18 protein-coding genes are annotated in these 25,243 nt (G+C 60.8%); 11 read left to right on the top strand and 7 right to left on the bottom strand.

Translation table 11 applies throughout. The annotated features are described in order from the left end of the window. Nucleotides 1–6: 6 nt before the first annotated feature. The 3 genes from AB7933_RS16410 to AB7933_RS16400 all read left to right on the top strand — a co-directional run bounded on the left by AB7933_RS16410 (nt 7) and on the right by AB7933_RS16400 (nt 5,265). Nucleotides 7–3,186, top strand: a complete 3,180-nt coding sequence (locus AB7933_RS16410; protein WP_024075317.1) for an efflux RND transporter permease subunit — start codon at nt 7–9, stop codon at nt 3,184–3,186. Continuing rightward, nucleotides 3,183–4,598 (top strand): efflux transporter outer membrane subunit, encoded by a 1,416-nt coding sequence (locus AB7933_RS16405; RefSeq protein WP_024075316.1) that lies wholly within the window; start codon nt 3,183–3,185, stop codon nt 4,596–4,598. Before AB7933_RS16410 ends, AB7933_RS16405 begins: the two co-directional genes overlap by 4 nt. A gap of 139 nt (nt 4,599–4,737) precedes the next feature. Continuing rightward, on the top strand, nt 4,738–5,265 hold the full coding sequence (locus AB7933_RS16400) for a hypothetical protein (protein ID WP_041160930.1): 528 nt from the start codon (nt 4,738–4,740) through the stop codon (nt 5,263–5,265). A gap of 737 nt (nt 5,266–6,002) precedes the next feature. Here the strand turns inward: AB7933_RS16400 and AB7933_RS16395 are convergent. Continuing rightward, nucleotides 6,003–7,025, bottom strand: coding sequence for an AraC family transcriptional regulator (locus tag AB7933_RS16395; RefSeq protein WP_024075314.1), 1,023 nt, complete (start codon nt 7,023–7,025; stop codon nt 6,003–6,005). Nucleotides 7,026–7,192: 167 nt separating this feature from the next. On the opposite strand from AB7933_RS16395, the gene efeU reads away from it, so the two are divergent. The 4 genes from efeU to efeO (AB7933_RS16375) are packed head-to-tail and all read left to right on the top strand — an operon-like array spanning nt 7,193 to nt 11,419. Then, nucleotides 7,193–8,038, top strand: coding sequence for an iron uptake transporter permease EfeU (efeU, locus tag AB7933_RS16390; RefSeq protein WP_024075313.1), 846 nt, complete (start codon nt 7,193–7,195; stop codon nt 8,036–8,038). A gap of 10 nt (nt 8,039–8,048) precedes the next feature. Next, nucleotides 8,049–9,251, top strand: a complete 1,203-nt coding sequence (efeO, locus tag AB7933_RS16385) for an iron uptake system protein EfeO (protein WP_024075312.1) — start codon at nt 8,049–8,051, stop codon at nt 9,249–9,251. A 14-nt stretch (nt 9,252–9,265) separates the two neighbouring features. Beyond that, nucleotides 9,266–10,573 (top strand): iron uptake transporter deferrochelatase/peroxidase subunit, encoded by a 1,308-nt coding sequence (efeB, locus tag AB7933_RS16380; protein WP_041161199.1) that lies wholly within the window; start codon nt 9,266–9,268, stop codon nt 10,571–10,573. 27 nt (nt 10,574–10,600) lie between these two features. After that, a complete protein-coding gene (efeO, locus tag AB7933_RS16375) occupies nt 10,601–11,419 on the top strand; it encodes an iron uptake system protein EfeO (protein WP_024075310.1) in 819 nt (272 codons plus the stop codon). A 55-nt stretch (nt 11,420–11,474) separates the two neighbouring features. Here efeO (AB7933_RS16375) and AB7933_RS16370 read toward each other — a convergent pair whose 3' ends face one another. Then, nucleotides 11,475–14,867, bottom strand: coding sequence for a hypothetical protein (locus AB7933_RS16370; RefSeq protein ID WP_024075309.1), 3,393 nt, complete (start codon nt 14,865–14,867; stop codon nt 11,475–11,477). 96 nt (nt 14,868–14,963) lie between these two features. Continuing rightward, entirely contained in the window at nt 14,964–16,307 is a 1,344-nt protein-coding gene (gene pssA, locus AB7933_RS16365) for a CDP-diacylglycerol--serine O-phosphatidyltransferase (RefSeq protein WP_024075308.1), read from the bottom strand. 124 nt (nt 16,308–16,431) lie between these two features. Here pssA and AB7933_RS16360 point away from each other — a divergent pair, with 124 nt between their 5' ends. Together AB7933_RS16360 and AB7933_RS16355 are read left to right on the top strand one after the other, a co-directional pair. Beyond that, complete coding sequence (locus tag AB7933_RS16360) at nt 16,432–16,995, top strand: TetR/AcrR family transcriptional regulator (RefSeq protein WP_024075307.1); 564 nt, start codon at nt 16,432–16,434, stop codon at nt 16,993–16,995. Between the two features lie 42 nt (nt 16,996–17,037). Then, a complete protein-coding gene (locus AB7933_RS16355; RefSeq protein WP_024075306.1) occupies nt 17,038–17,517 on the top strand; it encodes a DUF1348 family protein in 480 nt (159 codons plus the stop codon). A gap of 202 nt (nt 17,518–17,719) precedes the next feature. Here AB7933_RS16355 and AB7933_RS16350 read toward each other — a convergent pair whose 3' ends face one another. Both AB7933_RS16350 and AB7933_RS16345 read right to left on the bottom strand, forming a co-directional pair. Then, nucleotides 17,720–18,877, bottom strand: coding sequence for a PQQ-dependent sugar dehydrogenase (locus AB7933_RS16350; protein WP_024075305.1), 1,158 nt, complete (start codon nt 18,875–18,877; stop codon nt 17,720–17,722). Between the two features lie 22 nt (nt 18,878–18,899). Further along, the gene (locus tag AB7933_RS16345) at nt 18,900–19,217 is read right to left on the bottom strand and encodes a hypothetical protein (RefSeq protein ID WP_024075304.1); all 318 of its coding nucleotides are present in this window, start codon (nt 19,215–19,217) and stop codon (nt 18,900–18,902) included. Between the two features lie 183 nt (nt 19,218–19,400). Here AB7933_RS16345 and AB7933_RS16340 point away from each other — a divergent pair, with 183 nt between their 5' ends. Further along, nucleotides 19,401–20,252, top strand: a complete 852-nt coding sequence (locus AB7933_RS16340; protein WP_024075303.1) for a Ku protein — start codon at nt 19,401–19,403, stop codon at nt 20,250–20,252. 26 nt (nt 20,253–20,278) lie between these two features. Further along, complete coding sequence (gene ligD / locus AB7933_RS16335) at nt 20,279–22,783, top strand: DNA ligase D (protein WP_024075302.1); 2,505 nt, start codon at nt 20,279–20,281, stop codon at nt 22,781–22,783. Between the two features lie 17 nt (nt 22,784–22,800). Here ligD and lpxO read toward each other — a convergent pair whose 3' ends face one another. Further along, on the bottom strand, nt 22,801–23,700 hold the full coding sequence (gene lpxO / locus AB7933_RS16330; RefSeq protein ID WP_024075301.1) for a lipid A hydroxylase LpxO: 900 nt from the start codon (nt 23,698–23,700) through the stop codon (nt 22,801–22,803). Between the two features lie 196 nt (nt 23,701–23,896). Next, complete coding sequence (locus tag AB7933_RS16325; protein WP_024075300.1) at nt 23,897–25,225, bottom strand: Wzz/FepE/Etk N-terminal domain-containing protein; 1,329 nt, start codon at nt 25,223–25,225, stop codon at nt 23,897–23,899. Nucleotides 25,226–25,243 lie beyond the last annotated feature (18 nt).

Here is a 25,243-nt window from a genome sequence, read left to right as displayed (position 1 = left end):
CTCAAGATGAATTTTTCCAAGTTCTTCATTTCGCGGCCGATCTTCGCAGCGGTGCTGTCGCTGCTGATCCTGATCGCCGGTGCGATCTCGCTGTTCCAACTGCCGATCAGCGAATACCCGGAAGTGGTGCCGCCCACCGTGGTGGTACGCGCCAACTTCCCGGGCGCCAACCCCAAGGTCATCGGTGAAACCGTGGCCGCGCCGTTGGAGCAAGCCATCACCGGCGTCGAGAACATGCTGTACATGTCCTCGCAGTCGACCGCCGACGGCAAGCTGACCCTGACCATCACCTTCGCCCTGGGCACCGACCTGGACAACGCGCAGGTGCAGGTGCAAAACCGTGTGACGCGGACTCAGCCAAAATTGCCTGAGGAAGTGACGCGCATCGGTATTACCGTGGACAAGGCCTCCCCCGACCTGACCATGGTGGTGCACTTGACCTCGCCAGATCAGCGTTACGACATGCTGTACCTGTCCAACTACGCGATCCTCAATATCAAGGATGAGTTGGCCCGCTTGGGTGGCGTGGGCGACGTGCAGTTGTTCGGCATGGGCGACTACTCCCTGCGTGTGTGGCTGGATCCGAACAAGACCGCCTCGCGCAACCTGACCGCGACCGATGTGGTCACCGCGATCCGCGAGCAGAACCGCCAGGTAGCAGCCGGTGCCCTGGGCGCCCAGCCTGCTCCAACGGATACCAGCTTCCAGTTGTCGGTGAATACCCAGGGTCGCCTGGTCACCGAGGAAGAGTTCGAGAACATTGTGATCCGCGCCGGCGCCAACGGTGAAATCACGCGCCTCAAGGACATCGCCCGCGTCGAGCTGGGGTCCAGCCAATACGCGCTGCGCTCGCTGATCGATAACCAGCCAGCCGTCGCGATTCCGATTTTCCAGCGCCCCGGCTCGAACGCCATCGACATCTCCAACGATGTGCGCGCCAAGATGGCCGAGTTGAAAAAGAGCTTTCCGGCGGGCATGGATTACCGCATCGCCTATGACCCGACGATCTTTGTGCGCGGTTCCATCGAAGCGGTCGTGCATACCCTGTTCGAAGCACTGATCCTCGTGGTGCTGGTGGTGATCCTGTTTCTGCAGACCTGGCGCGCCTCGATCATTCCGTTGGTGGCAGTACCGGTATCGTTGATCGGTACGTTTGCGGTGATGCACCTGTTCGGGTTCTCGCTCAACGCGCTGTCATTGTTCGGCCTGGTACTGGCCATCGGCATCGTGGTGGACGACGCCATCGTGGTGGTGGAGAACGTCGAACGTAATATCGAGCTGGGCCTGGCGCCGTTCCCGGCGACTGAAAAAGCCATGAGTGAAGTGACCGGCCCGATCATCGCCACGGCGCTGGTGCTGTGTGCGGTGTTCATTCCAGCCGCCTTTATCAGTGGCTTGACCGGCCAGTTCTACAAACAGTTCGCCTTGACCATTGCGATCTCGACGGTGATCTCGGCGTTCAACTCGCTGACCCTGTCCCCTGCCCTGGCCGCCGTGTTGCTGCGCGGTCACGATGCGCCGAAGGATCGCTTCTCGAAGTTCCTCGACAAGCTCTTTGGCGGCTGGCTGTTCCGTCCCTTCAACCGCTTTTTCGAGAAAGCCAGCCATGGCTACGTGGGTACCGTACGCCGGGTGATTCGCGGCACGGGCATTGCCCTGTTCGTGTACGCCGGCCTGATGGTGCTGACCTTCTTCGGGTTTGCCCACACCCCGACCGGTTTCGTACCGGCCCAGGACAAGCAATACCTGGTGGCCTTCGCCCAACTGCCCGACGCTGCGAGCCTGGACCGCACCGAAAACGTGATGAAGCGCATGTCGGACATCGCGTTGAAGCAACCCGGTGTGGAAGCCGCGATTGCCTTCCCCGGCCTGTCGATCAACGGATTCACCAACAGCCCGAACAGCGGCATCGTGTTCGTGACCTTGAAACCGTTCGATGAGCGCAAAGACCCGAGCATGTCCGCCGGGGCAATTGCCGGTGCATTGAACGGCAAGTACAGCGGCATCGAAGAAGCCTACATGGCGATCTTCCCACCGCCGCCGGTACAGGGGCTGGGCACCATCGGCGGGTTCCGCCTGCAGATCGAAGACCGTGGCAACCTCGGCTATGACGAGCTGTACAAAGAAGTGCAGAACGTCATCACCAAGAGCCGTGGCGTGCCGGAGTTGTTCGGCCTGTTCACCAGCTACACGGTCAACGTGCCACAGGTCGACGCGGCCATCGACCGTGAAAAGGCCAAGACCCACGGCGTGGCAATCAGCGACATCTTCGACACCCTGCAGGTGTACCTGGGTTCGTTGTATGCCAACGACTTCAACCGCTTCGGGCGTACCTATCAGGTCAACGTGCAGGCTGAACAACAGTTCCGCCAGGACTCCGACCAGATCGGCCAGCTGAAAGTGCGTAACAACAAAGGCGAGATGATCCCACTGGCCACCTTCATCAAGGTCAGCGACACCTCAGGGCCAGACCGTGTGATGCACTACAACGGCTTTATCACCGCTGAAATCAACGGCAACGCGGCACCGGGCTACAGCTCCGGCCAGGCCCAGGCGGCGATTGAAAAACTGTTGAAGGATGAACTGCCCAACGGCATGACGTACGAGTGGACCGACCTGACCTATCAGCAGATCCTCTCGGGCAACACCGCGCTGTTCGTATTCCCGCTCTGCGTACTGCTGGCGTTCCTGGTACTGGCCGCCCAATACGAAAGCTGGAGCCTGCCACTGGCGGTGATCCTGATCGTACCGATGACGCTGCTGTCGGCCATCACCGGGGTGATCATCTCGGGCGGCGACAACAACATCTTCACCCAGATCGGCCTGATTGTACTGGTGGGCCTGGCCTGTAAGAACGCGATTCTGATCGTCGAGTTTGCCAAGGACAAACAGCAGGAAGGCCTCGACCCGCTCGCTGCGGTGCTGGAAGCCTGCCGTCTGCGTCTGCGGCCGATCCTGATGACCTCGTTCGCCTTCATCATGGGCGTGGTGCCCTTGGTGCTGTCCACCGGTGCCGGTGCCGAGATGCGGCATGCCATGGGTGTGGCGGTGTTCTCCGGGATGATCGGTGTGACCTTCTTCGGTCTGTTGCTGACGCCAGTGTTCTACGTACTGATCCGTCGCTATGTGGAGCGCAGCGAAGCGCGCAAAGCGGCCAAGGCCTTGAAGCTGGAGACACAGCAATGAGTGTGAAAGTCTTTCTGCCGAGCTTGCTGGTCCTGGCGCTGAGCGCCTGTGCCGTGGGCCCGGACTACAAAACCCAGACCCCGGAGGCGGCGAATATCACCGCCGCCGCGGATGCCAAACAGTATGACCACGCCAAGTTCGAAGGCATCTGGTGGCAGCAGTTCGACGATCCGACCCTCAACCAGTTGGTCACGCAATCGCTGCAAGGCAACCGTGACCTGCGCGTCGCCTTTGCCCGCCTGCGCGCTGCACGGGCGATCCGCGACGACGCCAGCAACGACGCCATGCCGACGATTACCAGCCGCGCCAGCAGTGACCTGGCCAAGGGGCAAATCCCTGGCCAGACCACCCGGCGGGTGAACAGCGAGCGGTATGACCTGGGCCTGGACATGGCCTGGGAACTGGACCTGTTCGGGCGCATCCAGCGTAACCTGGAAGCCACCGACGCCGACCAGCAGGCCGCCGAAGCCGACCTCTACCAACTGCAAGTCACGATGATTGCCGAACTGGTGGACGCCTACGGTCAACTGCGTGGCGCGCAGTTGCGTGAACGCATCGCCTTGGACAACCTGAAGAACCAACAGGAGTCACGCACCATCACCGTCAGCCTGCGCGACGCCGGTGTGGGCGATCAACTCGACGTGGAGCGTGCCGACGCACGCCTGGCGGCGGTGGAAGCCAGCGTGCCGCAACTGCAAGCCGAGCAAGTGCGCGAGCGTAACCGCATCGCCACCCTCCTCGGCCAGCGCCCCGACAAGCTGACCGTGGACCTGAGCCCGAAAGACTTGCCGGCGATTGCCAAGGCGCTGCCGATCGGCGATCCAGGGCAACTGCTGCAACGACGCCCGGACATCCTCAGTGCCGAACGCAAACTCGCCGCCGCCACCGCGCGCATCGGCGTGGCCAAGGCCGACCTGTTCCCACGGGTCAGCCTCAGCGGCTTCCTCGGCTTTACCGCCGGGCGGGGTTCGCAGATCGGCTCATCGGCCGCGAATGCCTGGGCCCTCGGCCCAAGCATTACCTGGGCCGCCTTTGACCTGGGCAGCGTGCGTGCCCGCCTGCGCGGCGCAGACGCCGAAGCCGATGGCGCCCTGGCGACCTACGAACAGCAAGTGTTACTGGCCTTGGAAGAGTCCGAGAATGCTTTCAGTGATTACGGCAAGCGCCAGCAACGCCTGGTCTCGCTGATCCGTCAAAGCGAATCCAGCCGCGCCGCCGCCGACCTCGCCGCGATCCGCTACCGCGAAGGCACCGTGGACTTCCTGGTCCTGCTCGACGCCCAACGCGAACGCCTGGCCGCCGAAGACTCCCAGGCCCAGGCCGAAGTCGACCTGTATCGCGGGATTGTGGCGATCTACAAGGCGCTAGGGGGTGGCTGGAAACCAGACACCGTCGTGGCGACTGCCCAGTAACGTAAAGAGCTCCTTTGGTTGGTCGCATCCAGCCAATTTTTTGCCCCGCGGTCCATTCGGTCGCGGGGCTTTTTTTTAAAGTGACATTTAGGATGGCCGATAAATTAAGTGTAGTTTTCAACTAATGGAGGATTTCACGATGGCCGTTTTGTTGACTGCGGAACAAATGAGGCACACGAAAGCGTCGAACCCGTTTCAAATACAACATCCGGAACAGGTGACGAACAAATTCACAATAACGGAAGAATCAAAAGCCGCGGAAACGCTGAAACTTGGCAAGCAGCAATCGATTGATGAGTTGAAAGTATTCTTGAAAGACTATGACATGACGTCGATCACCACCAACGAACTAAAAAAAGTCGGCAGCCGACTCTATAACAGTGGCGTCATTGATGGCGAAGCTTTTCATATGTTCATCTCTGGCCTGGGTGCTTTTGATGCCAACGGCCAGCAAGCCGAAACCGACGTAAAATACAATGCAATCGCGTTATTCAATGAAAAGCTAGAAGACTACCTGTCGTTTGTTGAAAGTCATCCAAACGTCAAGCGCTCCCAAGGTATCCCCGAATATATCCAGGGCATGGTCGCTGCCAATCACGCAATCAATGCACTGACATTTTTCGTCAATTCATCCAAAAACGAACTTTCGATAGAAGAGCATGCTTGAAATGAGCCCCATGCAGGGCGCCAACGACATCCTCGGCGCCCTGCTGCTTCAGGACATTACCGACCGAACCTGACCGCTCCCCAATAGGACTTGGAGACCGTTTCGCGGTTCTCTAGCATTACCCGATAAGTACCCAGCGGACCGAGCCATGAGGCATAGGCTGACAAGGGGTTACCGGCCACTGTTTTCCAGGAACCGCCCACCTGTTGTTGAATGTAAATCTGTGGCGCTCTGCCCCCGCCTGCGGCTGACACCATTGCGTCAATATTTGCGTTAGAGCAACCGTTGGCCCCAGTAATGGTGAATGGACCAAGCGCGACAGCCTCTGATTCGGGTTGAATTATTCCGCTATAGCTGTCAGTAATAGTCAAGCACAAAGCAGACACTTGGGCCGACAGCAACATCAAAGCCAGACATGGCAATGCAAAAAGACCTTTCATGATTTTCACCTTCAGTATCAAGCCAATAATATTTATTGCCACTACTCAAGACTGATACCCGCTATGCCTTTTAACTCCCCATAGGCGGCCCTCGACTTAGCGGCGCGCAATCGCTGTAGCCAAGGCACGCCGAACATGATTCGAACCATTAAAGAAAAGTAATAACTATCGTGCCAAGGACTATGCATGATTAAGCACTGGCAGTAAGCCGGCCACTTCCTAAAATCTCGAAAGACCCTTCTGTCGTCCGCAAGAAGAACTAAGTCAGTTATTTCCTAATCCCGCACACCCCTGCGGTTACAGCCTATTTGTCTCATTCAAAATCAAACTCCGATAATGCCCCGGATTCGACCCCGCCCATTTACGAAACGCCTTATAAAACGAACTGGTGTCGGCAAACCCCAGTCGCGCCGCGATCTCGGCAAAGCTGATGTGGGGTTCCGCCAGCCAGACGATCGCCAGCTCTTTGCGCACGCTGTCCTTGAGGCCCTGATAGGTCTGCCCTTCTTCCGCCAGGCGGCGGCGCAAGGTTGAGGCGGAAATGCACAGGATGGCGGCCAGGCCGTCGGTTTCCGGCCAGATGTCGGGTGGCATCTGGCGCAGGTCGTGCTTGATGCGGGTGGCCAGGCTGTCGGGGTCACGGTACTTGACCAGGATGTTCGCCGGCGCATGGGCGAGGAAGCGCTTGAGCTCCTCGGGGCTGCGCTTGATGGGCAGGTCGAGGCAGTCGGCGGAGAAGATCATGCGGGTGCGAGGTCGATCAAAGCGCAGGTTGTCAGAGAACATCACCTGGTAGTCATCGCAGAAATCCGGCTGGGGGCAGCGCAGCTCGATGGCGAGGATCGGTATACGCCGCCCCGCCAACCAGCAGGCAACACCGTGGACGATCATCCAGTACGTGAAATAGGTAAACGCCCGGCGTGGCTCTGCCTCGGTTTCCAACAGCACGATTTCCGCCAGGCTTTGCTGGCGCACCAGTTGCGCGGGCAGATGGTCGAGCATCAATGACAGGAACCCCAGCCCGGTTTCCAACCCATCGACCACGGTGGGTTGGGCCAGGGCGGCCCGGCACAGAAACGCCAGGCTGCCGGATTTGAGCTTGCGCGGGTCCATGCCAAAGAACTCATCGTCCAGGCGCCGCGCCAGCAGGCGCCACAACCGCGCGTAGGCGGTGGCCGACACACGTGCGCCGGGCTGCAGCAACAGCTCGGGGTCGATGCCCACCTTGTTCAACGCTTCAACGGTGGCGGCCCCCGGCGCACAGCTCTGCGCCAGCGCTTCGCGCACAAGATGGATGGAAATGGTGTCTTTTTCCGACATGGGGGCGGGGCAATCCAACGGCTCAAAAGGTGGTGTGCATCATAAGGGCGGTTGCGCTTCCCCACCACCGTTCAGCCGGCGTTCAGTAAAGGTCAATATTTCTTGTTTAGCAATGAGTATCATTATGTTACAAATTAGCTTCCTATCTAGTTACCCTGCGGTGCCGAATGCTTGTCCCCTTTCTCATCATGTTGCGCGAAGGAATTGAAGCAGCCCTGATCGTTGGTATCATCGCCAGTTACCTGCAGCAGACCGGCCGCGGCCAGTGGATGCCAGCGGTATGGATCGGTGTGTTTCTCGCTGCCGCGCTGGCCTTGCTGGTGGGCGGCGGTCTGGAATTGGTCAGCGCCGAGTTCCCACAAAAGCAACAGGAGTTGTTTGAAGGCGTGGTTGGCCTGGTGGCTGTGGGCATCCTCAGTTCCATGGTGTTCTGGATGCGCAAGGTGGCGCGCTCCATCAAGCATTCCCTGCACGCCTCCCTCGATCATGCACTGGCCGGCTCCAGACATCAGGTCATCGCGTTGATCCTCATGGTGTTTTTCGCCGTGGCGCGCGAAGGCCTGGAAACCGTATTTTTCCTGCTGGCGGTGTTCCAGCAAAGTGAAGGCCCCGGTGCACCGTTGGGCGCCCTGCTCGGCCTGGTCCTGGCGGTCATCGTCGGTTTCCTGATCTACACCGGCAGCATGCGCCTGAACCTCGGGGCGTTCTTCCGCTGGACCGGTCTGTTCATCCTGGTGGTGGCCGCGGGCATTCTCGCCAACTCAGTGCAGGCCTTGCATGAAGCCGGCCTGTGGAACCACCTGCAAACCGTGCTGTTCGATTTCAGCGCCGTGCTGCCGATGGACAGCCCGTTGGGCTCGGTACTGGCCGGGATGTTCGGGTATCAAGAAGCGCCAACCGTCAGCACCCTGGGCGCCTACCTGATTTACCTGGTCGTGGCCCTGGTGATGTTCTTCCTGCCCGCAGCACCGGCCAAGCCGGCCGTCACCTCTTCTTCCGTTTCCAGCCAGTAAGGACCGTCCCTTGTCCAACCCAACGCCTCAACCCGCCTCCCCGCACCGCGCCTTGCGCTGGGCGGTAGCCGGCTCGGTGGTCGTGATGATCGCCGCCGCAGGCCTGTTCTATTACGCCTCGCAAATGGCCGCCGCCAAGCGCCAGACCAACCACAATGAAATTGCCGTGACCATTCATGGCCACGCCTGCGAGCCGAACGCGCTGACCGTACCGGCTGGCCGCGCAAGCTTTCGCATCATCAACCGCTCGGATCGCGCGGTGGAGTGGGAAATCCTCGATGGCGTGCTGGTGGTCGAAGAACGTGAAAATATCGCCCCCGGCCTGAGCCAGGTGATCAATGCCAACCTGCTGCCCGGCGACTATGCGATCACCTGCGGCCTGCTGAGCAACCCGCGCGGCACCCTGCATGTGACCGCGACGGCGGAGTCCGACGCCCAGGCCAAGGCCAAACCGTCGATGGTGGCGTTTATCGGCCCGCTGTCGGAGTTCCGCGTGTACCTGAGCAGCCAGGGCAGTGCACTGGTCAAGGCCGTGAGCGCCTTGCAGCAAGCGATCGACGCCGGTGACCTGGCCCAGGCCCAGGCGTTGTACGTGCCGGCCCGTGAGGCTTACCAGCGATTGGCCCCGGCGTCGCAACGCCTGGCGGAGCTGGACAATGCCATCAACGCCCGCGCGGATTACTTTGAAAAACGCGAACAAGACCCGGCCTTCAGCGGCTTCCACCGCCTCGAATACAGCCTGTTCCAACAGCGCAGCCTCGATGGCCTGGCGCCGATTGCCCAGCGGCTGGTTGCCGACGTGACCACCCTCAAGCAACAACTGCTGGCGCAGTCGCTGCCACCGGAGCAGTTGGTGAGCATCGTGGTGCGCAACCTCAACAGCCTGGCCGATGTACGCGCCGTCAGCGGTGAAGAAGAACGCTACAGCCATATCGACCTCAACGGTTTTGCCGCCAACCTGGATGCCGCCCACAAGGTGGTGGACCTGATGCGCCCGTTGCTGAGCAAATCCGCCGCTGACTTGCTGCCCAAGATCGACAGCGCGCTCGATGCGTTCGATGCCCAGCTCAGTGGCTTGAAGGTCGACGGCCAGTACCGCCGCTATGACAGTGTTACCGCCGATCAGCGCAAGCAGATCGCCGACAAGGCCAAGGCTCTGGCCAATGTACTCGATGGAATCGACCCCGCCCTTGGCCTTTCCGGCCTGCAGTGAAGACGACCGCACACATGAGTGACTCACAATTGTTTGACCTTCAGCGCCGCCGTGTCCTGCTGGGCATGGCCGCCACCGGCGCCGCGATTGCCGGCAGCACCTTGAGCTGCCCGGCCATGGCGGCCGCCGCGCAAGCCCAAGTCACCACCGCCCCCAGCAGTGACAAGACCCAGGACCACCACGACTTTATCGGCCAACACCAGAGCGGCATCGTCACGCCGCGTCCGGCCTGCGGCATGCTGGTGGCGTTCGACGTACTGGCCAACGACCGCCAGGACCTGGAGCGCTTGTTCCGTACCCTCAACGAGCGCATCCGCTTCCTGATGAGCGGCGGTACCGTGCCGCAAGTCGACCCGAAGCTGCCGCCCACCGATTCCGGGATTCTCGGCCCGGTGGTGACGCCGGACAACCTGACCATCACCGTGTCCGTGGGTGAATCCCTGTTCGACGAACGCTTCGGCCTTGGCAGCGTCAAGCCTAAGCGCCTGAGCCGCATGGTCGGCTTTCCCAACGATGCCCTGGAGCCGGCGCAGTGCCACGGCGACCTGAGCCTGCAGTTTTGCTCCAACACCCCGGACACCAATATCCACGCCCTGCGCGACATCGTGAAAAACCTGCCCGACCTGCTGCTGGTGCGCTGGAAACAAGAAGGCAGCGTCCCGCCCCAGGCCCCTGCCCGCCCTGGCGAGCCGGCGCAGAGCGCGCGCAACTTCCTCGGTTTTCGTGACGGTTCGGCCAACCCGAACTCCAACGACAACCAGGCGATGGACCAGATCGTCTGGGTCCAGCCCGGCAGCGATGAGCCCGCCTGGGCCGCCCATGGCAGCTACCAGGCCGTGCGGATTATCCGCAACTTTGTTGAACGTTGGGACCGTACCCCCCTGCAAGAGCAGGAAAGCATCATCGGCCGTGTCAAGACCACGGGCGCGCCCATGGGTGGCCAGCAGGAAACCCAGGTTCCCGACTACAGCAAGGACCCGGAAGGCAAGTTGACCAAGCTCGATGCCCACATCCGCCTGGCCAACCCGCGCACCCCGCAGACCCAGGCCAACCTGATCCTGCGCCGGCCGTTCAACTACTCCAACGGCGTCAATAAAAACGGTCAGCTGGACATGGGGCTGTTGTTCATCTGCTACCAGGCTGACCTGGAGAAAGGCTTCATCAGCGTGCAAACCCGGCTCAACGGCGAGCCTCTGGAGGAATACCTCAAGCCGGTCGGCGGTGGGTATTTCTTCACCTTGCCGGGGGTCACGGGCCCTAAGGATTTCATCGGGCGCACGCTCCTCGCGGCAACGCACCCGCACACCCCTGCCAACACCTAAAACACACACCAGAGCGGAAATCGTCCCATGAAGAAGTCGTCTATCGCATTGTCGTTGTTAATCACCCTTTCGCCGCTGGCAGCGTTCGCCGCTACCGCGCCGCTGGACCTGGTAGGCCCGGTGTCGGACTACAAGATCTACGTCACTGAGGAAATCGGTGAGCTGGTGACCCAGACCCAGGCGTTCACCGATGCGATCAACAAAGGCGACCTGGCCACGGCCAAGAAGCTCTACGCACCAACCCGCGTGCACTACGAGTCGATCGAGCCGATCGCCGAACTGTTCAGCGACCTGGATGCGTCGATCGATTCGCGCGTGGATGACCATGAAAAAGGCGTGACCGCCGAAGACTTCACCGGCTTCCACCGTATCGAATACGCGCTGTTCTCGCAGAACTCGACCAAAGGCCTGGAAGCGCTGACCACCAAGCTCAACGCCGATGTCAACGACCTCAAGACCCGTGTCGACGGCCTGACCTTCCCGCCTGAGAAAGTCGTCGGCGGTGCCGCGGCGCTGCTCGAAGAAGTCGCAGCCACCAAGATCTCCGGTGAAGAAGACCGCTACAGCCACACCGACCTGTATGACTTCAAGGGCAACATCGACGGCGCGAAGAAAATCGTCGACCTGTTCCGTGGCCAGATCGAGAAGCAGGACAAAGCCTTCCTGGCCAAGGTCGACAAAAACTTCGCCACCGTAGACAAGATCCTCGCCAAGTACAAAACCAAGGATGGCGGTTTCGAGACCTATGACAAGGTCAAGGAAAACGACCGCAAGGCCCTGGTGGGTCCGGTCAACACCCTGGCGGAAGACCTGTCCACCTTACGCGGCAAACTGGGTTTGAACTGACACAACGCGCCAATGGCCGCTCACCCTCCCGCGCCCGGCGCGGGAGGTCGTCGGCTCAGCGTGCCTGCTGGAACCCGCTCAATGGCGTGCCGAACGGCCGGCCGCTGCGCGGATCAATCGCATACCAACGTCCGTTGTTGCCCGTGGCGTGCACGTCAATGCCCTGGCTCGTTCCCGCAACGCCCGCCGCTGGAGGCCGCGAGGGTGCTGCTTGACCGGCCGCCGCCATCAGATAGCACCTCATCTTCTCCTCGGCCGTTATCAAATGCGGCACAGACTTACCCAGCCGGGTCGCGCCGCCTGCAACCAACGCAGGTAACTTGACCAGCCCCTTCGTGGCCGCGCTGACCATTTGCGGGTAGCCATCGAACGGGTTGAGTGCGGCGCTGGTGAACAACACCCCTTCCCTGACGAAATCGAAGGCCTTGTCGCTGAAGGACGCTACCGGTTTTACCCAGGCCGTTTTCGGTACAAGGGGACTGAGCGTCGGCGCCAGCCGCCGGATAACCCCGGCCACGGGGGCCTGCGCCAGTGCCCTTCCCGCACGTATCAACGAGCGTGCCCGGCCAGCGGCCGACAGTGCCACCCCGCCCACATCCAATGCCAGGCTGAACAAGCCGCTGCCAATATTGCCTGCCGCAAACTCTTGATAAGCCCCCACGAAAGGCACCAACCCGAGCAGGATCCCATGATCGCGCGCAACGGCCTCGCGGTGTTGTTCAAGGGGCAACACCCCCTTCGCCCTGGCGAGCATAGTCTCTTGCGATTCATAAAAATTGCCTTGGGTGATTCGCGTCACGATGTCGGCTGTCTTCGACGATGAGTAGCTGTCAGGGACGAAATCATCGGGTGCGAAACCCTCCGGGCGGGGAACGCCGGGCAGCGTTGCGCCAAGCTTTTCAACAATGACCTTGGAAGGCTCCCGCGTTGACCGAGGATCCGATCCCTTGGCGTAGGCGTCGACGTCGATGGCCAGGGCAGTGCCGCGGACAATCGGCACGGAGGTAACGCCCCACGGCGCGGGGACGCGCTTTCTCTCCACCACGCCCCCCAACACCAACTGCGACGGCAGGTCTGTGCGCTTGACGATTGGCCCTTTGGCGAACACCTCGTAATAACTCACGGTGGTGCCGTGCTCCGCACGTATCAGGGTGCCTTGCCGGTACTTGGCCGCGTCACGATGCGCATCAGTCTCCTTGGCCTGAATCTCCCCGGTTTCGCCGCGCAGGGTAAAGAGCTCGACATTGCCCAGTTCCAGCAGCTTGCGATCCGCCAATGGCAACTCGGCGATTCTGAGTTTGAGCTGGGTCGCATAAGCGCTCTTGAGGGCGCTGCGATGCTCATCGACAGCCTTTTTCAGCAGGCCGTCCAACGCCGGTAGACGGCGAATGCGGGCATCCAGTTCGTTGCGTTTCTCGACGGGCGCTATCACCTCACTGCGTGGCTGGTAGGGCGAACTCGCCGCGCGCGCTGGTGCTTGTGGCAGGTCACTGGTGAGCACCCACTTGCCGGGGGTCAGATCACCGGTCATATAGGTCTCCACCAGCGAACGCGTACGGGGTTCGGAGACCCGCATGTTACGACGCGCCCCGGCATCGGCGAGCTGTACCGTCATGCCTTCCAGGCGGCTCGCGGCGACGCCTGGGAAAACCTTGAGCAACTCGGCAATGGCGACCGACCTGCGCGTCGGCAACCCGGACGCGCACTGCGTGAATGCGCGGCTGACATCTTCGCGCTGGCCCTGAAATGCCGCAGACGCGGCCTGAATCATGTGCGCGGAGTACTCGCCGTCGGGTGCGCGAGGAATCACCCCGTTGAGCACGGCCCAATCGGTGATGATACGCAGGCCGAGCAAGCGCATCAGGGTCGCCTGCGCCTCACTGGTGGGGCCCAGGACAGTGATGGCGCTGATCTGCTCTTCGTCCATCGCCCGCGAAGTACCCGGGGCCAAGTTGTCGACCATGCCGCATCCCAGGCGCAGTTCCATCCATGCCGGGGTTCCCATGTGGATCGCATCAGGCACATCGCGTACAAGGAACTCCGGCGCAGCCTGTGCCAGGCCGATATGCGCGGCCAGTATCGCCAGTTTTGAGTCCAGGCCTTTTTGGTGGATCAGATGGTTTTCCAGGTCGCGGCGTATGGCGGTAAACGTGCGCCCCATGTTGGCGGGCTGGTAGAGGTCATAACCGGCCACCTGCCCCGGTTTTCCCGGTGCCTGTGGATCGGCGTGCAGTTTGATTGCCGCAATGACCATCTGTTGGCATACCGCCTTTGGCACTGTCGTGCCGATATCGAACGTACCGTACCAATTCACACTGCGGGCCCAGCGCTCGCCCAGATCCAATGCCTCGGGACTGTCGAGCAGGCGGTGCAGATGCCCGGCCGGATCCGCTTGCAGCGCCTCTAGGCCATGGCCCTTCAGGTAGTCGAAGCCCTCGGCGCTCGCACCGCCCAACTGTGCGTTGGCCAATGCCGCCAGCGTGGCTTTGTCTGACGCCGATAACTGGCCCGGAGCCCACGTCCAATCCATGAAACCGGCGTAATTGCCCAAGGGTGGCGCCGGAGGCAAGGTGGTGCGCAGCCATTGGATGACGTTACGCACTTCTCCCACGGTGTGTGGGGTACCCAGGCCCTTTTGCTCAACGATCTGGCGCAGCGTAGGGGAACCGTCTGCTGGCTGCACCCCGTCCCAGGGCGTGGTGTCCGGCAAATCCGTGATGAGTCGCTCAAGCTGGTCCGCCAAGCGGGGACGTTCTTCAAGTTCGCCAAGGGTCAGCTGCACCTGGGCCAGATCGGCGGCCATTGATCGGGCCCGCGCAGGCGGCATCGACAGGCCCTGGGTGCGCAATTGCCGCTCCAATTGATTGGCCTGCTCGATGCCCATCGGAAGCTCAATGCCAAACGCCTGTAGAACCAGGTGCCGAGGCACCCACTGCTCACCGTCTGCCAGGTGGGTGAGACCTCGGTCCCGTGGGTCCAGAACCTCGCGAAGAGCACGCAACGGCGCTGAAACTTGCCACCATCCCGACGCATCGCTGGTGGAGAACCTCACAGGCGTGCGCACGCCATCGCGAACGACGTAGCCTTGGATGAAATCTTTATGCAGTCTCAAGGTGCCCGTCTCCAGGCCCTTGCTGGTCAGCCAGGCCTGCAGGGGCGGCTGGCTCCAAAGCTGGCGGTAGAGCGCCAGCGCTGGCGCCAGGCTGCTGTTGGCGGGCACCTCGACCATGGCGTAACCGCTCTCCATTGCCGCACCCAACCGTTGCCCCAGCCTCACATCGGCAGCGGGGCGTTGATCACCCTGCCCCTCTGCGGCGCGGCGCCCCCGCGATGCCGGCCGTGAGTGCTCAACCGGCACGCGTGGGTGCTCGGGGGTAAGCACAGTGAGCCCGACGGGGATCGGGTTATCCGGGATAAATCGCTGGCGGTTTTGCAAGGAAATGGACATGGGCACGTTCTCTTGAGGTTATTCCGTCAGAGAAGTGGTCCCAGGCCCGTCATCGGTTCACGGTTAATCATGAGAAATGTCGTGGCGAGGCCACATTCAGAGAATCCGATACAACAACCGCTCGATCCGCACCCGGCTGACGCGGCGCAAGAATTTGCCGACCGCTTGCGGGTAGTCCACCAGGCTCTGCAAATCCTGATAGCGTTCGATGCGTGTGGTGTGCTGGAAGATCTGCGCCAGTTCGGCCCCCCTCGGCTCCAGCCACTCATGCTTGGGATCATCGATCAGCAAGGCGTTTTCGAGGTCGAGGCGGAATGCCCGCGGGTTGAGGTTGTTACCGGTCAGCAACGTGTAGCGCTGGTCGATCCACATGCCCTTGAGGTGGTAAGTGTTATCGCCGTCGCGCCACAGGTGCAGGTTCAGTTGGCCGCTGTCGATCATCGGCTGATGACGCTTGGCAAAGCGGCGCAGGCTGATTTCGTATAGATACGGCAGCGCTGCGATGACCTTGAACGGTTCGCTGGGCGGGATGTAGAAATCGTTGGCGGTCTTGTCGCCGACGATGATGTCGATGTTCACCCCGCGCGCCAGGGCGCGGTTGATCTCGCGGGTCACCGGCAGCGGCAGGTTGAAATACGGCGTGCAGATGGTCAACTGATGCTGGGCGCTGGCGATCAGCTCCAAGATGACCCGGCTCAGTGGGTTGTTCTTGCCCACACCAAGCAACGGGCTGACCGAGAGGTTGCCAGTGGGCAACTGGCCCGCCGTGGTGTCGTAGGCCGCATGCTTGAGGCGGCTGCGCAGGTCACCAATGTCATTGCGCAGGCTGCGCGTGGTCGGCGGGTTGGGCAAGTCGAGTCGATGCACCGCCTTGGAGGCCACCAACCCGTGCTCCACCAGATGCTGCATCGAATCGGCCAGCGCTTGGCTGTGGATCAGGTGGTAACGGTCGAAGCGGTATTTGTCGAACTTGTGCAGGTACACGTTGTTCAGGCTGGCACCGCTGTAGAGCACAGTGTCGTCGATCACAAACCCCTTGAGGTGCAACACGCCGAACAGTTCGCGGGTTTGCACAGGCACGCCATACACTGGCACTTCACTGGAATGGCTCTGGGTCATGGCCTGGTACCAGGCGCTGTTGCCCGGCTGCTTGCCGGCGCCGATCAACCCGCGCTGGGCGCGCAGCCAGTCGACCACCACGACGATGTCCAATTCCGGTCGCGCGGCCTTGGCCGCGTGCAAGGCGTCGTAGATCTCCTGCCCCGCTTCGTCCTGCTGCAAGTACAGCGCGACGATGTAGATGCGTCGCGTGGCCTTGTGGATTTGTTCCAGCAGGCAGCGACGAAACGCATCGGCGCCGGACAACACGTCGATGGCATCGGTAGTCAGAGGAAAACCGCGCAGTTTGGGCAACAGGGAGCGTTTGAAGAACGACGGCATAAGGCTCGCAATGGGTCGAATCCGAAGAGGCCCCGAGCTTACACCATGGGGTTGCTCAGGTCTCGCTGCCCGGCATGGAAAAAGCCTATTGACCAAGAAGAACGATCGTTCTACTTTATGCAGCATGAACGACATGACCCACAATGAAACTCGCGACATCATCCTCGACGTCACCGAAAAGTTGATCTATCGCCATGGCATCGCCGCCACCGGCATGGACTTCCTGGTGAAAACCGCCGGGGTCTCGCGCAAAAGCATTTACCGTTACTTCGCCAACAAGGACGAGTTGGTGGTCGCCGCCCTGCAACGCCGTGATGAGCGTTGGATGCAGTGGCTGCGCGACGAAGTGGAGCGCGTCGACGATAGCGGCGAACGCTTGCTTGCGCTGTTCAGCGCACTCAAGGCCTGGTTCGGCTCGGCGGACTTTCGCGGTTGCGCCTTCATCAACACCAGCGGTGAAACCGGCAACCCTCAAGACCCCGTGCGCCTGCTGGCCAAGGCGCACAAACAGAAACTGTTCGAATACACACGCCAACTGTGTCAAGCACATGGCACCCCCGACCCCGAACGGCAGGCCGCGCAACTGCTGATCCTGATCGATGGCGCCATTACCGTTGCCCTGGTGATGGGCGATTCAACCGCTGCTGATAATGCGCAATGCATGGCGCGAACGTTATTGGGGCTTTGAACGCATCACCCGCGCAACTTTCTTTAGCCCAGGAGCCATGACATGTCATCCACCTCGCAAATCCGTCCACCGCTGCCGCCCTTCACCCGTGAATCGGCGATCGAAAAAGTCCGCCTGGCCGAAGACGGCTGGAACTCCCGCGACCCGCAACGGGTGTCCCTGGCCTACACCTTGGATACCAAGTGGCGTAACCGCGCCGAATTCGCCTACAACCGCGAAGAAGCCAAGGGCTTCCTGACCCGTAAATGGGCCAAGGAGCTGGACTATCGGCTGATCAAGGAGCTGTGGGCGTTCACCGATAACCGTATTGCCGTGCGCTATGCCTATGAGTGGCACGACGACTCCGGTAACTGGTTTCGTTCCTACGGCAACGAGAACTGGGAGTTTGACGAGAATGGCCTGATGGCCAACCGCTTTGCCTGCATCAACGATTTGCCGATCAATGAAAGTGAACGCAAGTTCCACTGGCCCCTGGGCCGGCGCCCGGATGATCACCCGGGGCTGTCCGAACTCGGCCTTTAGGGCTTGCACGCTTCCAGAAGGCGGGAGCCCCCCGGCACCTATAAGATAATTTATTGATTATCCAAGATTAAATGCCGGCTTAAACGACTGCACTTTGTGGTGAGGGCGCTTGCTCCCTCACCACAGGGGTTCCAGTTTGCTGTGCGGCAGCGCTAAGTTGCAGAGTCAGCGGGCTATCCCACCGTTTGGAAACCCGTAAGTGTCAGTCCTGATTCAGACCGACGCGATACAACACCCCATCGTCTTCATCCGTCAGCACGTACAGAAACCCATCCGGCCCCTGGCGCACGTCACGAATCCGCGCTTTCAAGCCCCCCAGCAAGCGTTCCTCATGGATCACCTTGTCGCCATCGAACTGCAGGCGAATCAACTCCTGACTGGACAGCGCCCCAATGAACAGGTTGTGCTGCCAGGCCTTGAAGCGGTCGGCGTCGTAGAACGCCATGCCGCTGATAGCTGGAGACTTCTCCCACACATGGTGCGGCGCGACTGTGCCTTCCACCGTCTTGCCCTGGGCTTCGGGAATCGGCGTCAGGGAGTAGTTGATGCCATGGGTCGCCAGCGGCCAGCCATAGTTCTTGCCACGCTCGATGATGTTGACTTCATCGCCGCCACGCGGCCCATGCTCGTTTTCCCAGATCGTGCCGCTCCAGGGGTTCAGTGCCAGGCCCTGGGGGTTGCGCTGGCCATAGGACCAGATTTCCGGACGTACGCCTGGCTGCCCCACGAATGGGTTGTCATCGGGGATGCGGCCATCGGGGTAAATCCGCACCACCTTGCCTTGCAACTTGTCCAGGTCCTGGGCCGTGGACCGGTCGTTGTTTTCGCCCAACGTCACGAACAGGTAGCCATCACGGTCGAAGGCCAGGCGTGAGCCAAAGTGATTACCGGTGGACAGCTTGGGTTCCTGGCGCAGGATCACCTTGAAGTCCTTCAAGCCACTCAAGTCGTCCGACAAACGCCCGCGCCCTACCACCGTACCGGCCGTACCGCCCTGGCCACCGCCCTCAGCGTACGACAGGTACACCATGCGGTCCTGCTTGAAGTCGGGTGAGAGCACCACGTCAAGCAAGCCGCCCTGCCCCTTGGCCCAGACCTCAGGCACACCGCTCAGCGGCGCCGACAGCTTGCCGTCCGGGCTGACAAAGCGCAGGTGCCCAGGCCGCTCGGTCACCAGGAAGCCCTGCCTGTCGGGCAAAAAAGCCAGCGCCCATGGGTGGTCCAGGCCCTTGGCGATCGGGGTGACGGTGATGCTGCCCTGCTCACTTGGGAATTGCTGCACATCGGCTGCGTAAACCGCCGTCAGCGGCAGCAAGGTCGTGGCACAAAAGGCGGCAAGAAACGTTTTGCGTAGAAACATAAGGCGGGGTCCTTACCGGCGCTCAAGGCCGGCGATTGCCGTTGGCATCAACAGTGGGGGCTTTGGTTTCGGTCGCGGGGCGGCTGGGTGCTGCGTCGCGCTGCGGATAACGATTGCCGATGCCGCCGTTTTCCAGGGTGGGTGTACGCGGGGTCGGAGCGGTCTGGATGCCGCGTATCAGCGACGGATTGGGCTGGGTGCCCTGCATGCTGTTGGGGTTGGCCCGGTGGATCGGGCCATTGTCCGAGTTGTTGCTGCCAGGCAGGTTTTGCGCCTGGGCAGCGGTGGCCAGCGCCAAGCCCAATGCCAGCGCTGCAAGATGACGCACACAGATGTTCATGACAAAGCCTCTCTAGGCGAGGAGTACGTGCTTTCGATAACACGCTACGCGCTGGGTTCGAATTTCGACACTAAATAGTTTCTCATCAGGTGTAACACGATCTGTCCGCGCATCCGCTGATCGAAACTTTTGCCAACGCCCACGAGTCAGCCGCACATAGCCTCTTCTCAAGGAACTGCACGCATGCCTAGGGCAATCTGGAAAGGTGCCATCAGTTTTGGCTTGGTCCATATCCCGGTGTCGCTGGTTTCGGCCACGGCTTCCCAGGGGGTCGACTTCGACTGGTTGGATAAACGCAGCATGGACCCGGTGGGCTACAAGCGCATCAACAAGACCAGCGGCAAGGAAGTCACCAAGGACAACATCGTCAAGGGCGTGGCGTTCAAGAAAGGCCGCTACGTGGTGCTCAGCGAAGAGGAAATCCGCTCGGCCCACCCCAAGTCGACCCAGACCATCGAGATTATCGCCTTCGTGGCCAGCGACCAGATCCCCCTGCAAAACATCGATACGCCCTACTTCCTGGCCCCGGACAAACGCGGCGGCAAGGTGTATGCATTACTGCGCGAAACCCTGAAGAAAACCAACAAGGTCGCCCTGGCCAATGTGGTGTTGCACACCAAGCAGCACCTGGCTGCGCTGATGCCGCTGGAGTCGGCCCTGGTGCTGGTGATGCTGCGTTGGCCCGCTGAGGTGCGCAGCCTCGATGAACTGGAACTGGGCAGCGATGTGACCCGGCCCAGCCTGGCCAAGGGCGAGCTGGACATGGCCAGGCGCCTGGTGGAAGACATGAGCGCCGACTGGCAGCCCGATGCCTACCGTGACAGTTTTCAGGAGAAGATCATGGCGTTGGTGGCGAAGAAGGCCAAGGCCGGCAAGATCGAGGACGTGGAAAGCCAGGCCGGCAGCGAAGAACGCAAGTCGGCTGACGTGATCGACCTCACCGAACTGCTCAAGCGCAGTCTGGCCGGCAAATCCGCCGCCAAGCGCCCGGCGAAAAAACCAGCCGCGAAAAAAACCAGCAAAAAGGCCTCTTGAGTCCGCCATAGAAGGGAGAAAACGACATGGCAAAACCCTTGAGCGAATACCACCGAAAGCGCGATTTCGAGATCACTGGCGAACCTGCGGGTGACTCGAAACCCAACAAGCGCCAGGCATCGGCGTTGGCGTTCGTGATTCAAAAGCACGATGCGCGCAGCCTGCATTACGACTTTCGCCTGGAACTCGACGGGGTACTCAAGAGCTGGGCAATACCCAAGGGCCCCAGCCTGGACCCCAGCCAGAAACGCCTGGCCGTGCATGTCGAGGATCACCCCTTGAGCTACGGCAGTTTCGAGGGCAGCATCCCGGCGGGCCAATATGGCGCCGGCGATGTGATCGTATGGGATCGCGGCGTCTGGCAACCCCATGGCGATCCGCAAAAAGCCTACGCCGCCGGCAAGCTGAAATTCACCCTGGTCGGGGAGAAACTCGCCGGCGACTGGACCCTGGTGCGTACCCGCCTCAAAGGCAGCGGCGATAAGCAACAATGGCTGCTGATCAAGGAACAGGATCAGCAGGCACGCCCGAGCAGCGACTACGATATCGTCCAGGCACAGCCCCGGAGCGTGCTCAGTGAGGCATCGGTGGGCACGCCGACGACCGCCGCCAAACCCTCCGCGAAAAAAGCCTCACGCAAGAAAACGCTCGCCCTGCCCGATCAATTCGCGCCTCAACTGGCCACCTTGGTCGACCGCGCACCGGAGGGTAACTGGCTCTACGAAATCAAGTTCGACGGCTACCGCATGTTGGCGCGTATTCGTGACGGCGAAGTGCGCCTGTTCACGCGCAACGGCCATGATTGGACTGACCGCTTGCCGCGCCAGGCCAAGGCCCTGCAAGCCCTGAAACTCAAGGACAGCTGGCTCGACGGCGAAGTGGTCAGCCTCAATGGCGATGGCTTGCCGGATTTCCAGGCCCTGCAAAACGCCTTCGATATCGGACGCAGCCTGGACATTGTCTATTACCTGTTCGACGCGCCGTTTCTAGAAGGCCGCGATCAACGGCAAGACCCGCTGGAAAAACGCCGCGCTGCGCTCAAGGCGGCCTTGGCCCGTAGCAAGAGCAAACTGTTACGTTTCTCCGAGGCGTTTGCCGCCAACCAACACGATATCTTCGAAAGCGCCCGCGACCTGGCATTGGAAGGCGTGATCGGCAAGCGTGCGGGTAGCCCCTATGTATCCAGTCGCAACACCGACTGGATCAAGCTCAAATGCCGTCTGCGCCAGGAGTTCGTGATTGTCGGGTACACCCGCCCCCAGGGTTCGCGCAGCGGGTTTGGCGCGCTGTTACTGGCGGTCAACGGCGATGCCGGGCTGGTCTATGCCGGGCGTGTCGGCACCGGGTTTGATCGGGCCGCTCTGCAGGACATCTACGCCCGGCTTACGCCGCTGCAGCGCAAGACTTCACCCCTGGACAAGCCACTGACCCGCGCCCAGGCCCGCGGCGTGCATTGGGTGGAGCCGCAATTGGTCGGCGAGGTGCGATTTGCCGAGTGGACCCGTGAAGGCGTGGTACGCCAGGCCGCGTTTGTCGCGCTGCGTTCTGATAAACCGGTGGAACAGATCATTCATGAGCAGCCACGCGCGGCCAAATCGCTGCAAGCACCAACGGCCCGGAAGTCCGGCGCGCCCAGCACCGTCGCCGGGGTGAAGATTACCCACCCGGAGCGGATCATCGATCAGCACAGCGGCACGCAAAAACTGCAACTGGCGCAGTTCTACGACAGCATCAGCCGTTGGATCCTGCCCTTCCTGCACCATCGCCCTGTGGCATTGCTCCGTGCCCTGGAAGGTGTGGGGGGCGAGCAGTTCTTCCAGAAGCACACAGAGCGCCTGGCGATCCCGCATCTCCAGCAACTGGACCCGGCGTTGGACCCCGGTCATGCCCGCCTGATGGAAATCGACAGCACCGCCGCCCTGGTGGGCGCGGTGCAGATGGGCACCGTGGAGCTGCACACCTGGGGCGCCACCTCGGACAAGATCGAGACCCCAGACCTGTTTGTGCTCGATCTCGACCCGGACCCCGCACTGCCGTGGAAAACCATGCTGGAAGCGGCGCAACTGACCTTATCGGTGCTGGATGAATTGGGTCTGCAGGCCTTTATCAAGACCAGTGGCGGCAAGGGTTTGCACCTGGTTGTACCATTGGCACGCCGCGACGATTGGGACACCGTAAAAGCCTTCGCCAAGGCCATCGCCCAGTTCATGACCCAGCAACTGCCGGAGCGCTTTACCGCCACGTCAGGGCCGAAAAACCGCGTCGGCAAGATTTTCATCGATTACCTGCGTAATGCCCGTGGCGCCAGCACGGTCGCGGCCTACTCGGTTCGGGCACGACCCGGCCTGCCGGTATCGGTGCCGGTCAGCCGTGACGAATTGAAAGGGTTGCGCGGTGCCCAGCAGTGGACGGTGGCCAACCTGCACGAACGCTTGCAGGGTTTGAAGGACAACCCGTGGGCGGGTTATGCCAATCGACAGAAGATCAGCAAGAGGATGTGGGACAAGCTGGGCGCGACTCCACCTGAGTGAGTCGCGCCGGCCCAGGCTCAGATCAGGATGAAGATCAACGCCAGCACTGCGAAAATCGCCCACTTCTCCAGGTAGTAGCGCGTGCGATTGCGCTTTTTCAGCTCTTTGCCACGCAGGCGAATCTTGTACAGGCGGTTAAAGGCACGGTTCAGGCCACCGGTTTTGTCGCCGTCATCATTGGGCGAGCCGGCTGCCGCCATGACCGTGCGGCTGAACCAGCGGTTGAACGCCGCCGCCCAGCGGTATTTCATCGGTCGCTCGATGTCACAGAACAAGATAAGACGGTTCTGCGCGGTGGTGTTTTCCGCGTAGTGAATATAGGTCTCGTCGAACATCACCGGCTCGCCATCACGCCAGGAATAGCTTTCGCCATCCACATTGATGTAGCAGCCCGGATCGTTAGGGGTGTCCAGACCCAAGTGATAGCGGTAGGAACCGGCATAGGGGTCGCGGTGCCGCACCAACCGGGAACCTGGTGGCAGCTCGGCAAACATGGCCGCCTTGATCGAACCGATGCTCTGCACCAGCTCAGTGGTACGCGGGCACAGCTTCATCGCCGAAGGATGACTGTCGCCGTACCATTTCAAATAGAAGCGCTTCCAACCTGACTTGAAGAACGAGTTGAAACCCACATCGTTGTACTGATCCGAGCGCTTGATCGCCCCTTCCCGCATCAGGTTCTCGCCTTCCTCGCGGATTTCCTGCCAATGCTCCTGTAACGGGCTCAGGTCCGGAAAGTCGCTGGGCGACAGGAAGGGCCGGCTGGGCAGCTTGGAGAACAGGTAGAGAAAGCAGTTGACCGGCGCCAGGAAGGTCGAGTGATCGCTGAGCTGGCGGCCCAACTTATGCCGCACCCGGCCACGCAGGTGGACATACGCAATAGAGGCAACGTAGAGAGCAACAATGATGAGTTTCAAGAGATTTCGTCACAAGTCAGAAGAAGACAGGCTGCTCCTGCGTGCCCACGACGGCCGAGGATTGGATAGCAGCACCTGAAATCACAATTCACATAGACGCAGCATGACCGGCCGGGTGACAGACCGGTCATGCGCATTGGCCGTTATTTAGCCACATCTTGTAACCAAAAGTTAACTAAGATTTGTGAAAAGCTGTCTAGTGAGTGTGCTTTTGAGGGTGTGGAAGATGACGGTCGGGCATGGGAAAAGGACCGTTCTCCCGACGAGCCTGGACAAAATGCCCTATCAGTGCAATCAACGCCCCCAACATCAGCCCGGCCACCAGGCTAAGCCCGATGATGATCGCTTTGAAAGGTTTGATCGGGCTCAGCGGGGTCTGAGCCATACGGTCGATAGTCACCAGTTTCAGTCCGCTCATATCGATATCGAGCCCCCGCAGCCGTGCCTCTTCTGCCCACAAGGGCTCGACGTCCCGCAGGAAAATATCTTCTTTCGAGCGGCTTTTCAGCACCTCGACCTCACGATTCACGTCGAGCATGCGCAACTCCTTGCGAATTTCCGCGACGCGACCATCGGTAAAGTCATCGTTGGTACGTTGCTCCAAGGCTGTACGTTCCGCCTCAAGCACGTCGGTGCCCATGAAGTACAAAGGGATTTTCTGGTTATTGACTTCCGTACGCATCACCTGGCTTGAGCCGCGCGACGCCGCCGCCCCCAACGCCGAAGGTGTGGTGGGGCTCTTGATTCCAATGGATTTGGCGATGGAGATGGCTTCGGCCAATTCCACCAGGCGGTTGCTCCGCTCAACCTTCATCTGCAGGCGCACAGCGCTCAGCTCATCTTCCAACTGCGCACGCTTGAGTTTATCCGCCTCCAGCAGCCTGGCAATTTTCGACTGCTTGTCAGTCTCGTAATTGGCCCGCGCAGCGTCGATCTTGCCCTTGATTTCATTGAGCCGGTTATTGACGATCACCTTGAGGTCCGCGCTCACCTGCTCGCGCTCCAGTTTGATCGCATAATCGACGAAGCCGTTGAGAATCGCCACGCCGTCGACACCCTTGGGGTACTGCATTTCCAGACGAATTGCACCGTTGAGGGCGTCGACGTTCTTCGGATCCGGGAATGTAAGGTTAATGGCGTTCTTATTGAATGCTTCGAAGCTCTGCTCGAGGCTCTGCCCCGGACGCTGGAACGCCTCGAACAGCGCAGGATTGGCTCTGAAAAAGCTCAAACGGGCCTCGTAGGACTCCAGTCGTGCGCCCACTTTGGCCAGCGCATCGACCGGCGGTAATTTGTAGACTTCAGAGCGATTCAGTGCATCCAGCTCATTGATCGCCGCGGGCCTGAGGACACTACTGACCTGGTAAACCTGTGGCGCAAGATATGCGTAGCCTACTCCCAGAAGGCCCGCAAAAAGCGTGCAACCAATGAGCCATTTTTTTCGCTTCCAGATGGCGTGGAACAACTCAAAAAGATCGATTTCATCCGAAGACAAGTGGTGGTGGGGCTGGGGAGCGTTGTTCAAAGTTCATACACCCTGGAG

Source organism: Pseudomonas gorinensis, from assembly GCF_042015035.1.
Taxonomy (GTDB): domain Bacteria; phylum Pseudomonadota; class Gammaproteobacteria; order Pseudomonadales; family Pseudomonadaceae; genus Aquipseudomonas; species Aquipseudomonas gorinensis.
Note: the sequence above shows the minus strand (reverse complement) of the source record. Positions and strands in the feature narration are given on the sequence as shown.

What these genes read in the sequence shown, in the direction of transcription:
- AB7933_RS16410 (WP_024075317.1), top strand. Translation starts at nt 7, where the DNA reads ATGAATTTTTCCAAGTTCTTCATTTCGCGGCCGATCTTCGCAGCGGTG.
- AB7933_RS16405 (WP_024075316.1), top strand. Translation starts at nt 3,183, where the DNA reads ATGAGTGTGAAAGTCTTTCTGCCGAGCTTGCTGGTCCTGGCGCTGAGC.
- AB7933_RS16400 (WP_041160930.1), top strand. Translation starts at nt 4,738, where the DNA reads ATGGCCGTTTTGTTGACTGCGGAACAAATGAGGCACACGAAAGCGTCG.
- AB7933_RS16395 (WP_024075314.1), bottom strand. Translation starts at nt 7,025, where the DNA reads ATGTCGGAAAAAGACACCATTTCCATCCATCTTGTGCGCGAAGCGCTG.
- efeU (WP_024075313.1), top strand. Translation starts at nt 7,193, where the DNA reads ATGCTTGTCCCCTTTCTCATCATGTTGCGCGAAGGAATTGAAGCAGCC.
- efeB (WP_041161199.1), top strand. Translation starts at nt 9,266, where the DNA reads ATGAGTGACTCACAATTGTTTGACCTTCAGCGCCGCCGTGTCCTGCTG.
- efeO (WP_024075310.1), top strand. Translation starts at nt 10,601, where the DNA reads ATGAAGAAGTCGTCTATCGCATTGTCGTTGTTAATCACCCTTTCGCCG.
- AB7933_RS16370 (WP_024075309.1), bottom strand. Translation starts at nt 14,867, where the DNA reads ATGTCCATTTCCTTGCAAAACCGCCAGCGATTTATCCCGGATAACCCG.
- pssA (WP_024075308.1), bottom strand. Translation starts at nt 16,307, where the DNA reads ATGCCGTCGTTCTTCAAACGCTCCCTGTTGCCCAAACTGCGCGGTTTT.
- AB7933_RS16360 (WP_024075307.1), top strand. Translation starts at nt 16,432, where the DNA reads ATGAACGACATGACCCACAATGAAACTCGCGACATCATCCTCGACGTC.
- AB7933_RS16355 (WP_024075306.1), top strand. Translation starts at nt 17,038, where the DNA reads ATGTCATCCACCTCGCAAATCCGTCCACCGCTGCCGCCCTTCACCCGT.
- AB7933_RS16350 (WP_024075305.1), bottom strand. Translation starts at nt 18,877, where the DNA reads ATGTTTCTACGCAAAACGTTTCTTGCCGCCTTTTGTGCCACGACCTTG.
- AB7933_RS16345 (WP_024075304.1), bottom strand. Translation starts at nt 19,217, where the DNA reads ATGAACATCTGTGTGCGTCATCTTGCAGCGCTGGCATTGGGCTTGGCG.
- AB7933_RS16340 (WP_024075303.1), top strand. Translation starts at nt 19,401, where the DNA reads ATGCCTAGGGCAATCTGGAAAGGTGCCATCAGTTTTGGCTTGGTCCAT.
- ligD (WP_024075302.1), top strand. Translation starts at nt 20,279, where the DNA reads ATGGCAAAACCCTTGAGCGAATACCACCGAAAGCGCGATTTCGAGATC.